This window comes from Streptomyces dryopteridis, assembly GCF_049606955.1.
Lineage (GTDB): Bacteria > Actinomycetota > Actinomycetes > Streptomycetales > Streptomycetaceae > Streptomyces.
Genome location: NZ_CP187113.1, coordinates 4,578,920 through 4,593,469, shown reverse-complemented (window position 1 = coordinate 4,593,469; position 14,550 = coordinate 4,578,920). Strand labels below are relative to the sequence as shown.

The 14,550-nt window shown below is 76.6% G+C and carries 13 protein-coding genes; 6 read left to right on the top strand and 7 right to left on the bottom strand.

Annotated features, from left to right (window positions below):
* Positions 1-6 precede the first annotated feature (6 nt).
* Both lipB and ACN20G_RS19570 read right to left on the bottom strand, forming a co-directional pair.
* On the bottom strand, positions 7-828 hold the full coding sequence (lipB, locus tag ACN20G_RS19575; protein ID WP_424214091.1) for a lipoyl(octanoyl) transferase LipB: 822 nt from the start codon (positions 826-828) through the stop codon (positions 7-9).
* A 77-nt stretch (positions 829-905) separates the two neighbouring features.
* Entirely contained in the window at positions 906-1,226 is a 321-nt protein-coding gene (locus tag ACN20G_RS19570; RefSeq protein ID WP_424214090.1) for a hypothetical protein, read from the bottom strand.
* Positions 1,227-1,456: 230 nt separating this feature from the next.
* Here ACN20G_RS19570 and ACN20G_RS19565 point away from each other — a divergent pair, with 230 nt between their 5' ends.
* The gene (locus ACN20G_RS19565) at positions 1,457-2,914 is read left to right on the top strand and encodes a regulator (RefSeq protein WP_424214089.1); all 1,458 of its coding nucleotides are present in this window, start codon (positions 1,457-1,459) and stop codon (positions 2,912-2,914) included.
* 70 nt (positions 2,915-2,984) lie between these two features.
* On the opposite strand, the gene ACN20G_RS19560 is transcribed toward ACN20G_RS19565, so the two are convergent.
* Both ACN20G_RS19560 and ACN20G_RS19555 read right to left on the bottom strand, forming a co-directional pair.
* Positions 2,985-4,259, bottom strand: a complete 1,275-nt coding sequence (locus ACN20G_RS19560; protein WP_424214088.1) for an FAD-dependent oxidoreductase — start codon at positions 4,257-4,259, stop codon at positions 2,985-2,987.
* Between the two features lie 144 nt (positions 4,260-4,403).
* Positions 4,404-5,306, bottom strand: coding sequence for a TIGR01777 family oxidoreductase (locus ACN20G_RS19555; protein ID WP_424214087.1), 903 nt, complete (start codon positions 5,304-5,306; stop codon positions 4,404-4,406).
* A gap of 129 nt (positions 5,307-5,435) precedes the next feature.
* Between ACN20G_RS19555 and ACN20G_RS19550 the strand changes: the two genes are divergently transcribed.
* Positions 5,436-6,545, top strand: coding sequence for a PP2C family protein-serine/threonine phosphatase (locus tag ACN20G_RS19550; protein WP_424214086.1), 1,110 nt, complete (start codon positions 5,436-5,438; stop codon positions 6,543-6,545).
* An 88-nt stretch (positions 6,546-6,633) separates the two neighbouring features.
* On the opposite strand, the gene ACN20G_RS19545 is transcribed toward ACN20G_RS19550, so the two are convergent.
* Positions 6,634-6,891 (bottom strand): hypothetical protein, encoded by a 258-nt coding sequence (locus ACN20G_RS19545; protein ID WP_424214085.1) that lies wholly within the window; start codon positions 6,889-6,891, stop codon positions 6,634-6,636.
* A 107-nt stretch (positions 6,892-6,998) separates the two neighbouring features.
* Between ACN20G_RS19545 and ACN20G_RS19540 the strand changes: the two genes are divergently transcribed.
* Together ACN20G_RS19540 and ACN20G_RS19535 are read left to right on the top strand one after the other, a co-directional pair.
* A complete protein-coding gene (locus tag ACN20G_RS19540) occupies positions 6,999-7,376 on the top strand; it encodes an ArsC/Spx/MgsR family protein (RefSeq protein WP_424214084.1) in 378 nt (125 codons plus the stop codon).
* Positions 7,377-7,826: 450 nt separating this feature from the next.
* A complete protein-coding gene (locus ACN20G_RS19535) occupies positions 7,827-9,320 on the top strand; it encodes a PLP-dependent aminotransferase family protein (protein ID WP_424215589.1) in 1,494 nt (497 codons plus the stop codon).
* A gap of 93 nt (positions 9,321-9,413) precedes the next feature.
* Here ACN20G_RS19535 and ACN20G_RS19530 read toward each other — a convergent pair whose 3' ends face one another.
* Positions 9,414-10,361 (bottom strand): Gfo/Idh/MocA family protein, encoded by a 948-nt coding sequence (locus tag ACN20G_RS19530; RefSeq protein WP_424214083.1) that lies wholly within the window; start codon positions 10,359-10,361, stop codon positions 9,414-9,416.
* Between the two features lie 275 nt (positions 10,362-10,636).
* Between ACN20G_RS19530 and glnII the strand changes: the two genes are divergently transcribed.
* Together glnII and ACN20G_RS19520 are read left to right on the top strand one after the other, a co-directional pair.
* Complete coding sequence (gene glnII / locus ACN20G_RS19525; protein ID WP_424214082.1) at positions 10,637-11,656, top strand: glutamine synthetase; 1,020 nt, start codon at positions 10,637-10,639, stop codon at positions 11,654-11,656.
* Positions 11,657-12,295: 639 nt separating this feature from the next.
* The gene (locus ACN20G_RS19520) at positions 12,296-12,967 is read left to right on the top strand and encodes a winged helix-turn-helix domain-containing protein (RefSeq protein ID WP_424214081.1); all 672 of its coding nucleotides are present in this window, start codon (positions 12,296-12,298) and stop codon (positions 12,965-12,967) included.
* Positions 12,968-13,039: 72 nt separating this feature from the next.
* Here ACN20G_RS19520 and ACN20G_RS19515 read toward each other — a convergent pair whose 3' ends face one another.
* Entirely contained in the window at positions 13,040-14,482 is a 1,443-nt protein-coding gene (locus tag ACN20G_RS19515) for a PepSY-associated TM helix domain-containing protein (protein ID WP_424214080.1), read from the bottom strand.
* Positions 14,483-14,550: the final 68 nt, after the last annotated feature.

Below are 14,550 nucleotides of genomic sequence, written 5' to 3'. Positions count from 1 at the left end.
CCGGGATCAGTCCCGGCCGCCGGCGACCGCCGGCGCGGGCTCCTCCGGCACCGGGCGCGGAGCGGGCACGGAGTTCTCCAGCACCTCCCGCAGGTGCCGTTCGGCGACCGGCAGCACCTCGTCGATCGTGACCTCGCGGCCGAGCTCCCAGGAGAGGGAGGTCACACCGGCGTCGCGGATGCCGCAGGGGACGATCCGGTCGAACCAGGTGGTGTCGGGGTTCACGTTCAGCGAGAAGCCGTGCATGGTGACGCCCTTGGCCACGCGGATCCCGATCGCGGCCAGCTTGCGGTCCTCGCGGCGCTGCCCGGCGTTGGACGGGGCGTACTCGGGGCCGTTGAGGCGCGGGTCGAACTCGGGGTCCGTCATGCGGGGGTCGAGTTCCAGCGAGAGGCCGCCGAGCGCGGGGCGCTCCTCGACCGGGTCGCCGAGCACCCAGACCCCGGAGCGGCCCTCGATCCGGGTGGTCTCCAGCCCGAACTCGGCGGCGGTGCGGATCAGCGCCTCCTCCAGCCGGCGCACGTGCGCGACCACGTCCACCGGGCGGGGCAGCTTGAGGATCGGGTAGCCGATGAGCTGGCCCGGGCCGTGCCAGGTGATCTTGCCGCCGCGGTCCACGTCGATGACGGGGGTGCCGTCGAGGGGGCGTTCGCTGTCCTCGGTGCGGCGGCCGGCGGTGTAGACCGGGGGGTGTTCCAGCAGCAGGCAGGTGTCGGGGACCTCGTCGGCGAAGCGCGCCGCGTGCACCCGACGCTGTTCCTCCCACGCCTCGGTGTACTCGACCGCCTCGTCGCCCAGACCCAGGCGGACAAACCGCAGCTCAGACACGGGGGTGCCTCCTCATAGAACCTGCTGTGTGCACGTATCCCACCCCGCTAGGGTACGGCGGCCCCTGTTCGGGCCTGTCAGGTACCCGTCGAAGGAGGCGCGGGGGGCGTGGCGGAGGTCGGCGGACGGCGCCGGCGGACCCGCGGCCGGTCCGGGTCCTCGTCGGCGCGCGGCAGCCGGTGGTGGCCCTCGGAGTGGTCGTTCACCCATCCGCAGACCCCGCACGCGTACCGGCCGTCGAGCCCCGCGATCAGCGTCCCGCAGCGCCGGCACTCCGACTCGGTGATCTCCGGCGCCCGCAGCGGGGTCCGCGCCTCGACCTCCTCGGGCTCGACCGCCGGCGGGCGTCCCGCACGGGTCGGGCGGGGCGGGCGGGACTCCGGGGAACGGCTCGGCATACCCGGCAGCGTACGCCGTGTCACCCGTCCGCCACGTCCCGTCCGACCGACTGTTCGCCGGCCGTCCTTTCGCCCTCGGGAAAGCGCGTTCTGTCCACCGGCGAGCGGACTTCTTCGCACGATCGGATGAATGTGGGGCAGAGGGGGCGGTCCGGGCCAAGTTCGCCGCTACATTCACGCCGTTCGCAGGGCCGACCAAGCGGTCCGCAAACCCGGAGACCGTGGAGCCGATGACGGAACGACCTGCGCAGCGCGTCCCCAACCGGCAGCTCGCGGCCCTGATCGCCGAGGCGGGCTTCTCCAACGCCGGTCTCGCCCGCCGAGTGGACCAGCTCGGCCTGGAGCACGGCCTCGATCTGCGTTACGACAAGACCTCGGTGACCCGCTGGCTGCGCGGGCAACAACCCCGAGGAACCACCCCGGCGCTGATCGCCGAGGTGTTCACCCGCCGCCTGGGTCGCCGCCTGACCGCCCAGGACCTCGGCCTCGACGCGTGCGCCCCGGTCTACGCGGGCCTGGAGTACGCCTCCACCCCCGAGGAGGCCGTGGACATCGCGGGCGGCCTGTGGCGCAAGGACTCGGGCAGTCACGCCGAGCTCCGCAAGATCGCCTTCACCCCGGCCGGGCTCGTGGTCCCCAGCCGGGACTGGCTGATCGGCCGGCCCGACGAGCGGATCGCGCGCGGCGCCGACCCGAACGCCGAGGCCGAGACGGCCCGGGTGCCGCTCCAGGGCCGCACCTCGGTGCCCCGCCAGCGGCAGGCCGACCGGTCCACCGGCCAGCGCGTCACGGGCGGGGACATCGCGGCCCTGCGCTCCGTCGCCGACCTGTTCCGCACCCTCGACCACGCCTACGGCGGCGGCCACGCCCGCCAGGCCCTCGTGCGCTACCTCGAACACGAGGCGGAGCCCATGCTGCGCGGCAGCTACGGGGAGCACACCGGCCGCCGGCTGTTCGCGGCCACCGCCGACCTGACCCGGCTGGCCGGCTGGACCTCGTTCGACATCACCGCCCACGGGCTGGCCCAGCGCTACTTCGTGCAGTCCCTGCGGCTGGCCCAGGCGGCCGGGGACCGGGCCTTCGGCGCGTACGTGCTGGTCACGATGAGCCGGCAGGCCGTCTACCTCGGCCACGGCCGCGAAGCCGTGCAGCTCGCCCGGGTGGCCCAGCAGGGGATCGGCACGGGCGCCCCGCCCGTGGTGCAGGCCCTGTTGCACGCCGCCGAGGCCCGGGGGCACTCCGTCCTCGGCGAGGTGCGGGCCGCGACCGCCTCACTGGCCCGCGCCGAACGCTCCCTGGGGGTGGCCCGGGCCGGCGACGAGGTGCCGCACTGGGGCCGCTTCTTCGACGAGGCCCAGCTCGCCGACGAGTGCGGGCACAGCCACCGCGACCTCGGACAGTTCCGGGCCGCCGCCGGCCACGCCGAGCGCTCCCTGCAACTGCGCTCCCCCGCGTACGCCCGCTCCCGCCTGTTCTGCAAGGTGGTGCTGGCCACCGCCCGGCTCGGGCTCGGCGAGCTCGACGCGGCGTGCGCGCTGGGCGCGGAGGCCGCCCAGCAGGCGGCCGAGATGCGCTCGGTGCGGGCCGTCGAGTACGTGCGGGACTTCGAGCGGCGGCTGGAGCCGTACCGGGACGCGGCGGCCGTGCGCGGCTACCGCGAGCGCGTGGCGGCGCCGGCCCTGTCCTGAGGCCGCCGGTCCGGTCCCGATGGGTCCCGCCCCGGGGCGCCTCAGTGGGCGTCCGGGGCGGGGCGCGGGGTCAGGCCGCCGCCGGGAGCGCCGGTTCCGCCACCGGCAGCGGGACGCCGAAATCGCGGAGGATCGCCTCCGAGACCCGGCGCGCGGAGTGCAGGGCGCCCTGCGGAGTGTTGAGGTCCCGGTGGTCCCCGCACACGTACAGCCCGGCCAGCAGCCGCACCGGTTTGCGCAGGTCGTGGGGTGGCGGCATGGCGGGCACCGCGTCCGGGGTGTGGTGCACGGCGAGCAGGTCCCAGTCCCGGGTCGGGGTGTCGTAGAGCCGGGCGAGTCGGGAGGCCAGGGCGCGGGTCGGCGGCGGGGGTCCGAGCACGGTCGTGGTGACCAGGGAGCGGCCGACCGGGGCCCGGGTCTCGTCCACGGAGCTCATCACCGCGGTGTGCGAGACGGGCCACTTCGGGTCGCCGTCCACGAGCAGCGAGCCGTCCCAGGGCAGCGGCGAGCCGGCAGGGGTGGCGTGGTGGACGACGGTGATCTCGTGGAACGCGGGCACCCGCAGCCCCGGCAGCAGGTCGGCGGCGTCGCGCGCGCCGGTGGCCAGCAGCACGGAGCGGCAGCGGAACTCGCCGTGCTCCTCGGTGACCACGAGGTTGGTGGCCACCGAGCGGACCCGCACCCCGGTGTGGACCGTGCCGGTGGGCAGGCCGCGGGCGAGCAGGTCCGGCAGCACGCGGGCCCCGCCCCGGGGCACGGCGAGCCGGCCGCGGGCGAAGGAGCGCAGGGCCAGGTCGGCGACCCGGCTGGAGGTGGTCAGTCCCGGGTCGCCGAGCAGGGAGGCGAGCAGCGGGCGGAGCACGGTGGAGGCGCCGCCGGGGGCGCGGCCCCGGGGGCGCAGGGCGTCGAGCGCGGCGGGCGCGGCCCGTTCGGTCCGGGCCAGGATCCGATCGGCGGGCAGGGCGGCGAGCCGGGCGAGGGCGGCGCCGATCCGGGCCTCGTCGAGGGAGCCGACGGCCAGTGAGCGGGCCGGGGTGCGGGCCCCGACCCGGACCCGGCGTCCCTCCTCGGTCTGGACGAGGGCCCCGGGCGCGAACGGGCGCAGCACGAGGTCCTCCAGGCCGGGGGTGCGGGCCGGTTCGGGGTCGGCGGTGCCCATGAGGCGACCGACCCGGTCGAGCCGGAATCCGTCGACGGTCTCCCCCGACATGCGTCCGCCGGGTTCTTCGGCGGCTTCGAGGACCGTGACGGTCACCCCGGCGGCGATGAGGTGGCGGGCGGCGGCGAGTCCCGCGACCCCACCCCCCACGATGACGACGTCCGCGTGGTGTGCGCTGCTGAGCACGTGCCCCTCCCCGAGGTCGGCGCGGCGGCTTTGTCTCGTCCTCCTTCCCCCGACGGGCGTGCGGGGAACCCGAGTCGGGGTCGCCAATCCGGTCGCACACCGATCAGGGACGGGCGCATCCGGGTCACGAACGGTCGCACGCGGTCAGGTCCGGCGGTGGCCGAGCATGGCGCGGAGGGCGGATTCCAGGGTGGGGTGGCGGAAGGCGAAGCCGGTCCGCTCCAGGCGGGTCGGCAGCACCCGTTGGCTGCTCAGCACGTCCTGCGCGAACTCGCCCAGGGCCAGTCGCAGGGCGGCGGCCGGGACGGGCAGGAGGGCGGGGCGGCGCAGCACCCGGGCCAGGGTCTCGGTGGCCTCGCGGTTGGTGAGGGGGTGGGGGGCGGTGAGGTTGACGGGGCCGGTGAGGTCCGCGGTGTCGATGATGTGGCGGATGGCGCCGACCTCGTCGGCCAGGGAGATCGGGGACCAGTACTGCCGGCCGTCCCCGAGCCGGCCGCCGAGCCCGGCGCGGAAGATCGGCAGCAGCCGGCCCCAGGCCCCGCCGCCCTTGGCCACGACCAGGCCGGTGCGGACGAAGGCGGTGCGGACCCCGGCGGCGTGGGCGGGGGCGGCGGCGGCCTCCCAGGCCACGCACACCGAGGGCAGGAAGCCCTCGCCGGCCGGGCTGTCCTCGGTGACGGGGTCCGCGCCGGTGTCCCCGTAGTAGCCGATCGCGGAGCCGGAGACGAGGACGGCGGGCGGGCGTTCGGCGGCGGCCAGGGCCTCGGCGAGCACTGTCGTGCCCCGCACCCGGCTGTCGCGGATCTCCCGCTTGTACGCCTCGGTCCAGCGGTGGTCGCCGATGCCGGCGCCGGCGAGGTGGACGACGGCGTCGGCGGACTCGACGGCGGCCCGGTCCACGTGCCCGGCGTCGGGGTCCCAGCGGGCCTCGTCGGGTGCCGTCGGCTCGCGCCGCACCCAGCGGACCACCTCGTGCCCGTCCCTCCGCAGCGAACGGACGAGGGCCTTGCCGATGAGTCCGGACGAGCCGGTGACCGCGATGCGCATGGCCCCATCCTGCCCCCGGACCCCCACCCGCATCCGTGCCCGCCGCCGCCCCACCCGGTCGGACGCGCCCGCCCGGCCCGCGCCGGGCCCCGGGGTGCGCCGGCCCCGTCCCGGTACGAGGGTGGAGGGGTGAGACGCCGACGCGAGGAGCCGGGCGGGCTCGGGGGGACCCCGCCGCCGCGCTGGGCCCGGCCGGCGCCGGTGGTCGCGCTGGTGCTGTTGGTGCTGGCGCAGGCCGTCACCCCGGGCGACGTGGAGCTGGGCTTCTTCCTGGCCGCGCTGCCGCCGGTGGCGGCGTTCGCCTACGGGGCCACGGGCACCGCCTTCTTCGCCGTGCTCGTGCTGACCCTGCTGGCGCTGCCCCGGCTGGGAGTGGCGCACGCGCGGGGCACGGACCTGGCGACGGTGGCGGCGGTGGGGCTGCTGAGCGTGGTCATCGCGTGGGTGCGGCGCAAACGGGACGCGCAGCTCGTGAGCGTGCGCACGGTCGCGGAGGCCGCGCAGTTGGCGGTGCTGCCGCCGGTGCCCGCGCGGGTGGGGCCCCTGCGCTGCGCCGGGCTGTACCGGGCGGCGCAGCACGGGACCCTGGTCGGCGGGGACCTGTACGACGTACGGGCCGGGCCGTTCGGGGTGCGGGCGGTGGTGGGCGACGTGCAGGGGCACGGGCTGGCGGCGGTGGGCACGGTGGCCGCGCTGCTCGGCGCCTTCCGCGAGGGGGTGCTCGACGATCCGGACCTGCCGGCGGTCGCGGCGCGGCTGGACCGGCGGCTGGTGCGGGACGCGGCCGACGCCGGGGTGCGGCACGCGGAGCTGTTCGCGACGGCGCTGCTGCTGGAGTTCCCGCCCGCCCCGGCCGAACCGGACGGGGGCGAGGGCACGGTGGTGCGGATCGTGTCCTGCGGGCATCCGCCGGCGCTGCTCGTGCGGGCCGGGCGGGTGTCCGAGCTGGGCCCCGAGCCGGGTCCGCCGCTCGGCCTGGGCGTGGCGGGCCCGGCGACGCCCGCGCCCGCGCAGTTCGCGCTGCGGGCGGGCGACCGGCTGCTGCTGCACACCGACGGGGTGACGGAGGCCCGGGACGCGGACGGGGCCTTCTACCCGCTGGCGGCCCGGACGGCCGCGCTGGCCACGGACCCGGCGGGCCTGCCGGCGGCGGTGTGGCGGGACCTGCTGCGGTTCACCGGGGACGGGCCCGGGGACGACGTGGCGCTGTTGCTGCTGACCGTCACCGACCCGGCGTGACCCCGCCCCGCCCCCGGGTGCGGGCGGACGGGGCGGGACGGTGCGGTGCGGTGCGTGGTGCGCGGTGGTGCGGGGTCGCCCGGGTCGCTCAGGCCGCGCGGGCGGTGATCAGCGAGCGCACCATGCGGCAGGTGGTGTTGGACGGGCGGCGGATGCCGGTGCGGACCGCCATCGTGCGGATCTTGCGGTTGGTGGCGCGCTGGGCGTCGTAGGTGCCGGAGTCGAGCAGGGAGATCGCCAGGCGCATGGCCTTCAGGCGTCGGTTGTGCGCCTCGTACCACTCGCGCGGCAGCCCCGCCGGCAGCGGCTTCTTCTTCGGGTGGTTGACGATCGTCGCAGTGGCCATCCACAGCCTCCCAAACGGTGGTTGACGTCCCCTCGTACGGCTTTTCGTACAGGTTCGATTTTACCGTCGGGCACTGACAAAGGCCCTGGCCGGTAAGGTCCCGGCGCATGGAGATCTGGATCAATCCGGCCTGTTCGAAGTGCCGGAGCGCGCTGACCCTGTTGGACGCCGAGGGCGCCGAGTACACCGTGCGCCGGTACCTGGAGGACGTGCCCTCGGAGGCGGAGCTGCGCGGGGTGCTGGACCGGCTCGGGCTGGAGCCCTGGGACGTGACGCGGACCTCGGACGCGCTCGCGAAGGAGGTCGGCGTGCGGGAGCTGCCGAAGGAGCCGACGGAGGAGGCGCGGGCCCGCTGGGTGGCGCTGCTGGCGGCGCACCCGAGGCTGATCCAGCGGCCGATCATCACGGCGGAGGACGGCACGGCGCTGGTCGCGCGCTCGGAGGAGGCGGTGCGGGAGGCGCTGTCCCGGGGCCGCGGGCACTGACGGGACCGGGACCCGCTGCCGGCTGCCCGCTTCCGGCGGTCGGCTTCTGGCGGTCGGCCGTGCCTTCCGTGGGCGGTTTTCGGCCGGCGGGGCGCGGGGGCCGGCCCGATCCGCGTCGGGGGCGGGCACCATGGGGCGCTCATGATCGTTGTGCGGTCGGGCCGACCGTCGTGCCCGCCCGTCGGCGGCTCGCGGGCGCTCCCGCCCCGCCCTCGCACCCGGCCCGCGCCCCGGCGCCGGCCATCCGACGAAAGGTTCCTCCGTGAGCGGTACCACGGTCCTCCTCCTCGCCCTGTGCCTGGCCGTGGCGCTGTGGTGCCTGGTCGGCGCCGCCGGTACCGGACGGACGGGTCGCTGAGCCCGGCCCGACGGGCGACGGTCGACGTGGTCGCGCCGCCCTCCGTCACCGCGCCCGCCGCCGCGCCCGTCACCGTCACCGTTCCCGTCGCGGTGCCCGGGCCGCGCGCCGCCTCCGGCGCGGGCGGGGACCTGCACCTGGAGTTGGCGGCGCAGGGGCCCCGGCGGACGGCGCTGGCCCGGGCCCTGCGCGAGGCCGTGCGCTCCGGGCGGCTGCGGGCGGGCGCGCGGCTGCCCCCGTACCGCTCGCTGGCGGCCGATCTGGGCCTGGCCCGGGGCGTGGTGGCGGACGCGTACGCGGAGTTGGTCGCGGAGGGCTGGTTCACGGCCCGGCAGGGTTCGGGGACGCGGGTGGCCGAGGGCGCGCTGCCCGCCCCGGGGCCGGCGGCGGGCGGGCGCAACGGTGCCGCGGCGGCGGGCGCGCCCGCGCCGTACGACCTGAACCAGGGCCGGCCGGATCCGGCGGCCTTCCCCCGTTCCGCGTGGGCGGCGGCCACGCGCCGGGCCCTGGCCTCGGCGCCGGTGGAGGCGTTCGGTCCGGGGGACCCGCGCGGGCGGGTGGAGCTGCGGCGAGCGCTGGCGGCGTACCTGGGGCGGACCCGGGGGGTGCGGACGGATCCGGAGCACGTCGTGGTCTGCTCGGGCTTCGCGGCGGGGCTGCGGCTGTTGGCGCAGGTCCGGGGCGCGGGTCCGGGGGCCGGCGCGGGCGATGCTTTTCGGCCTGTCGGCGCGGGGGGCCCGGAGGGGCGGGCGCGGCGTCGGGCGGGCGGCGGGTGGGCGGTGGAGTCGTACGGGCTGCCGTTCCACCACGGGATCCTGGACGCGGCGGGGGTGCGGCAGCACCTGCTGCCGGTGGACGCGGACGGGGCGCGGACCGACCTGTTGGGGGCGGCGCCGGCGGAGGTGCGGACGGCGCTGCTGACGCCGGCGCACCAGTTCCCGACCGGGGTGCCGTTGTTGCCGGCGCGGCGGGTGGCGGCGGTGGAGTGGGCGCGGGCGCGGGCGGACGCGCTGTTGGTGGAGGACGACTACGACGGGGAGTTCCGCTACGACCGCAAGCCGATCGGGAGCGTGCAGGGGGTGGCCCCGGACCGGGTGGCGTACGTGGGCTCGGTGAGCAAGAGCATGTCCCCGGCGGTGCGGTTGGGGTGGCTGGTGTTGCCGGACGCGCTGGTGGAGCCGGTGTTGGCGCTCAAGGGCGAGCGGGAGCAGTGGGCCTCGGTGGTGGAGCAGTTGGCGCTGGCGGAGCTGATGGAGTGCGGGGCCTACGACCGGCACGTGCGGCGGACCCGGCAGCGCTACCGGGAACGGCGCGAGCGGCTGGCGGCGGCGCTGCCGGTGTCGGGGGTGGCGGCCGGGCTGCACGCGGTGCTGGAGCTGGGGCCGGGCCGTGAGGCGCCGGCCCTGGCGGCGGCGCGGACGGTGGGCCTGTCCCTGGACGGGTTGTCGGAGTACCGGCACCGGGCGGCGGGGGGCGAGCACCCGGTGCGGGAGGGCCTGGTCATCGGCTACGCGGGCCTGGGCGACCACGCCTTCGACCGCGCCCTGGACCTGCTGACGCGGGTGGCGCGCCCGTTCCTGGGCTGATCGCGCACGGCGCGGCGCGCGCGGCCGAGAGGGGGCGTCCGGTTCGGACGCCCCCTCTCGCGCTCCCGTGCGGCGGGGGCGGACGGGGCGGGGTCAGACGGGGCGGGGGGCGCCGTCGGCGAGGGAGGACTCGGCGGCGGCGAGGATCTCGGTCAGGCGGAGGCCGAAGCGGGCGTCGCGCGGGTCGGGGGTGCCGGTGCGGGCCGCGACGAGGAGGGCTTCGAGGGCGCGGCCGAAGGCGCCGGGCACGTCGTTCCAGTCGGGCAGGGTGAACACGCCCTCGGTGCCCCGGACCTCGACGCCGACGCCGGAGCCGGCGGGCGGGGCGCAGAGGCTGAGGGTGGCGGTGGAGGAGGCCCCGGAGGCGTGCCGGAGCACGAGGTGGGTCACGTCGGCGGGGCCGGGGCGGGCGGTGACCTCGGTGACCTCGCCGAGGATCGGCAGGAGCACGGACAGGGCGTGCGGGCCCACGTCCCACAGGCCGCCCTTCTCCCGGCGCCACGGGGAGTCGAGGGTGCCGCCGGGGCCGCCGTCGGTGGGGAAGACCGCGCCGAGCCAGTGGGCCTGGGCGGTGAACCAGCCGGGGCGGGCGGCGCGCTCGGCGATCCAGCCGGCGGCGGGGTCGGCGAAGCGGAGGGTGAGGAAGACGACGGAGGCGACCTTGTGGGCGGTGACGGCGTCGGCGAGGGCGCGGGCGGCGACGGGGTCGGTGGCGATCGGCTTGTCGAGGAGGAGGTGCAGGCCGGCCTCGGCGGCGCGGACGGCGAGGGGGGCCTGCACGTCCGGCGGGAGGGCGAAGGCCGCGACGTCACAGTCCGCGAACAGGGCCTCGGGGGATTCGTACACCTTCACGCCGTGGGCGGCCGCGAGTTGGGCGGCGGCCTCGGGGTTGCGGCCCCAGACGCCGGCGAACTCGGAGCCGGGGTGGGCGGCGATGGCGGGGGCGTGGGTGCGGTGGGCCCAGGGACCCGTGCCGAGCAGCCCGATCCGGGGGCGGGGGGCGTCACCGTCGGCGTGGTTCATATCGTACGAAATGGCCATGGGATCAGTCTGCCGCACCCGGACGGCCGCAGGGCGGCAGGGCGCGCACGGCCCCCCACCTGCGCACAAACCGGGGTAACACGGCATTCACACCGGGGCAACGGAAGGGAAACCGACCCCGGGCAACCTTCCGTCATCGTCGCGGCCCACCCGTGTCGCCGGCGGTGACGCCGGCCCGGGGCCGCTCCCGCGACCTCGTCCGGACCGCGCGCCTCCCCCTCCCCCCTCAGCACGCCCCGCAAGCAGACTCCCAGCCCTCCCCGAGGACGGTGCCCGTGACATACAAGGCCGAGTACATCTGGATCGACGGAACCGAGCCGACCGCCAAGCTGCGGTCGAAGACGAAGGTCCTCGCCGACGGCGCGGACCTGCCGATCTGGGGGTTCGACGGCTCCAGCACCAACCAGGCCGAGGGCCACGCCTCGGACCGGGTGCTGCGGCCGGTGTTCTCCTGCCCGGACCCGATCCGGGGCGGGGCGAACCTGCTCGTGCTCTGCGAGGTCCTGGACATCGACATGACCCCGCACGCCTCCAACACCCGCGCCCTGCTGGCCCCGCTCGCCGAACGGTTCGCGGCGCAGGAGCCGATCTTCGGCATCGAGCAGGAGTACACCTTCTTCGACGGGACCCGCCCGCTCGGCTTCCCGGTCGGCGGGTTCCCGGCCGCGCAGGGCGGCTACTACTGCGGGGTCGGCTCGGATGAGATCTTCGGCCGCGAGATCGTCGAGAAGCACCTCGACCACTGTCTGGCCGCCGGGCTGGAGATCTCCGGGATCAACGCCGAGGTGATGCCGGGCCAGTGGGAGTTCCAGGTGGGCCCGCTGGCGCCGTTGGCCGTGGCCGACCAGCTGTGGATCGCGCGCTGGCTGCTGTACCGGACGGCGGAGGAGTTCGACGTCTCGGCCACCCTGGACCCCAAGCCGGTCAAGGGGGACTGGAACGGGGCGGGCGCGCACACCAACTTCTCCACCCGCGCCATGCGCTCCGACTACCGGGCCATCGTGGCCGCGTGCGAGGCGCTGGGCGAGGGCGGCAAGCCGCTGGAGCACGTGAAGAACTACGGGGCGGGCATCGACGAGCGGCTGACCGGGCTGCACGAGACGGCGCCGTGGAACGAGTACAGCTACGGGGTCTCGGACCGGGGCGCCTCGGTGCGGATCCCGTGGCAGGTTGAGCAGGAGGGCAAGGGCTACATCGAGGACCGCCGGCCCAACGCGAACGTGGACCCGTACGTGGTGACCCGGCTGATCGTGGAGACCTGCTGCACGGGGCTGGAGCGCGAGGGCCTCGTCTGAGCCCCCCCGGCGTCCGGCCCCCCGGGCGCCCGCGCGCCGCGCGCGACCCGCGTTCACACCGCACCGCCCGTCGCCCGTTCCCGGCAGCCGCCCGGGGGCGGGCGTCGGCGCGTCCCGCAACACCCGCTCCAGCCGGTCGAGTTGACGGATTCGCACGGCCGGCACGCGATCGGCGCACGGTCGGAACGCGACCGGAAGGCGGCTCCGGGGTGCCCGCAGGGCGGAAGAAGGTGCCCGCGATGCGATACGGGCGCCGAGACGGGCGTGATCCGGATCGCCGAATCCGCAGGTCGCGAGGGCGCTTTGGGGTGATTCGCCGGGCCCCGTCGGCTGAATATGAGATTCCGATCCACCATGTGGGACGCATTCTGCCCGGTCGCGCTCGAATCTGCTTCAATGACGCCCATGGCCAGCCATTCGCACACCAAGACGGGTCGCCGCGACCTGGAGCCGTTCTGGCCGTCCCGTCAGGATCACGACTTCGACCGGGTGTGTTGCCGCGCGCAGAACGCGCCGGCCCTCTAACGCCCCTCGATCGACGCGCCGTTCGGCGCTCCTCGACCCGGCCTTCGGTCTGCGCGGTACGACGACGCAATCTCACGTCTCCTGCCGATCCTCGCGTGAAAGAGCCGACCACCCATGGCGAACACCCGTACCCTCTCCGCTGCCGCCCACGCCCACGCCCACCCCCGCGCGGACGACCTGCCCGGCACCACTCCCCTCTCCTTCCCGCCCCGCCACCGGCTGCGCGCCGTGGACCGGGACGAGACCGCCCCCGCCGCGCGCGTCGTGGACCTGCTGCCGCCCGGCGCCACCTGGCTGCCGGCCCCGCAGGGCGCCGTGCCCACCCTGCCCGGTCGACCGCCGATGGTCGGCTACCTCGTGCTCGTCCCCGCCGACCAGCAGCCGCCGCTCGGCTTCGCCCCCCAGCCCGGCCGGCCGGCCGCGGCCCCCGGTCATCCCGTCGCCGCCGCCTGGGCCGGCGCCGTCGCGTCCCCGGTCGAGCCGGGCCGAGTCGAGACCACCGGCGACGACCTCATCAGCATCGACACCGGGCGCCGCACCGCCGAGATCGACGGCCGGGCCCTGGACCTGACCTACCTGGAGTTCGAGCTGCTGGCCCACCTGGTGGCCCACCCGCACCGGGTGCACAGCCGCGACCAGCTCGTCACCACCGTGTGGGGCTACGGGCACGTCGGCGACGGCCGCACCGTGGACGTGCACGTGGCGCGGCTGCGCCGCAAGCTCGGCACCGGCCGGCGCGGGGTCATCCAGACCGTCCGCCGGGTGGGCTACAAGTACGTGCCGTAACCCGCACGACGAGGGGCCGGCGCCGCCCCCGGGAGTGTTCCCGGGGGCGGCGCCGGCCCCTTCGCATGTCGGCTACGCCTTCGCGCGGCGCCGGGCCACGAGCCCGAGGACCCCGTCCACGACGAGGAACGCGAGCAGGCTCCAGCCCAGCAGCGGCGCGAACCAGCCGACGAGCGCGGTGACCGCCGCGAGCGGCAGCAGCGCAGTCACCGGCACCTTGCGCCAGGCCCCGCGCGGCTGCGCCCGGCCCACCGACAGCCGGCGGTCCTTCGTCGGCCGGCGCAGCCACCACATGCGGTAGCCCTGCACGATCACGAGGATCAGGGCGAGGGCGAGCGCGGCCAGCGCGAGCTGGTTGGCGAGGCCGAAGGTCAGCCCCATGTGCAGGTCGATGCCGAAGCGGGTGGCCTGCGCGAGCAACGGCTGGTCGGCGAAGCGCAGTTCGTCCAGGACGGTGCCGTCGGCGGGGTTCACGGACACGGCGTCGAGGTGCACGGGCACCTGCTTGTCCTGTTCCTTGAACACGTAGCCGGTGCCGGGGGTGGGCAGGGTGATGCGGACCTCTTCGGTGACCCCGGCGGCGCGGGCCGCCGCCCAGGCCCGGTCCAGGCCCACGTCGGCGCCGGCCGCCGGCTCGGGCATGGTCTCGCCCGGGGCCATGGTGTGCCCGGCGTGCTCGTCGGCGCCGCCCGGCGCGGCCCCGTCGAGGGCGGCGGAGACGCTGGGGGTGGCCTGGCCGAGGGACTCGCGGAGCTGCCCGATGTTCTCGCCCGCGTACTTCGACCAGGTCAGGCCGGTGGCGGAGAGGAGGACGAGACCGGCGACGGCCCACAGGCCGACCGTGGCGTGCCAGGACAGGGCGCGGCGCCGGCCGGTGGCCCGCCGGTCGGGGCGCACGAGGTCGGCGCGGCGGGCGCGGCGCCGGCCGATCCACAGCGCGAGGCCGCCGAGGGCCACGATCCACAGCCAACTCGCGGCGAGTTCGCTGTAGTTGCGGCCGACGGGGCCGAGGTGCAGATCGGCGTGGAGGGTGCTGAGCCAGGCGCGCAGCGGCAGGGCGTCGCCGACGGTGGTGAGCTGCCCGTGCACGTCGCCCGTGTAGGGGTTGACGAACACGGTGCGGGTCTCGCCCTCGGCCAGGCCCGGGGCCTCCATCAGGACCCGGGTGGTGCTCCCGGGGTCGGGGGCGGGCCACACGGAGACGACCTCGCCGTCGGGGGCGGCGGCGCGGGCCGCGTCGACCTGGGCGCCGAGCGGCAGCGGGTGGCTGCCGGGGTTCTCCACGGTCAGCTCGTGCGCGTAGACGAGGCGCTCGGCCTGCCAGGAGCCCGCGTAGAGCAGGCCGGTGACGGCGGCGACGAGGAGGAAGGGGGCGATGAGCAGACCGGCGAAGAAGTGCAGCCGGAGCAGGAGCGGTCGCAGGGCGGCGCCGACCTTGGGGCGGGCGGGTCGGGGCGCGGCGGGCGCGGCCCCGGGGGTGCGGACGGGGGCGTCCGGTATCTGGTCCGTGGACACGGGTGATCCTCACGTTTCGACGTGGGCAGGAGGGATCGACCCCCTGGGCACGTCGGCGCGGCGGGCGC

What these genes read in the sequence shown, in the direction of transcription:
- ACN20G_RS19570 (WP_424214090.1), bottom strand. Translation starts at nt 1,226, where the DNA reads ATGCCGAGCCGTTCCCCGGAGTCCCGCCCGCCCCGCCCGACCCGTGCG.
- ACN20G_RS19565 (WP_424214089.1), top strand. Translation starts at nt 1,457, where the DNA reads ATGACGGAACGACCTGCGCAGCGCGTCCCCAACCGGCAGCTCGCGGCC.
- ACN20G_RS19555 (WP_424214087.1), bottom strand. Translation starts at nt 5,306, where the DNA reads ATGCGCATCGCGGTCACCGGCTCGTCCGGACTCATCGGCAAGGCCCTC.
- ACN20G_RS19545 (WP_424214085.1), bottom strand. Translation starts at nt 6,891, where the DNA reads ATGGCCACTGCGACGATCGTCAACCACCCGAAGAAGAAGCCGCTGCCG.
- ACN20G_RS19540 (WP_424214084.1), top strand. Translation starts at nt 6,999, where the DNA reads ATGGAGATCTGGATCAATCCGGCCTGTTCGAAGTGCCGGAGCGCGCTG.
- ACN20G_RS19530 (WP_424214083.1), bottom strand. Translation starts at nt 10,361, where the DNA reads ATGGCCATTTCGTACGATATGAACCACGCCGACGGTGACGCCCCCCGC.
- ACN20G_RS19520 (WP_424214081.1), top strand. Translation starts at nt 12,296, where the DNA reads ATGGCGAACACCCGTACCCTCTCCGCTGCCGCCCACGCCCACGCCCAC.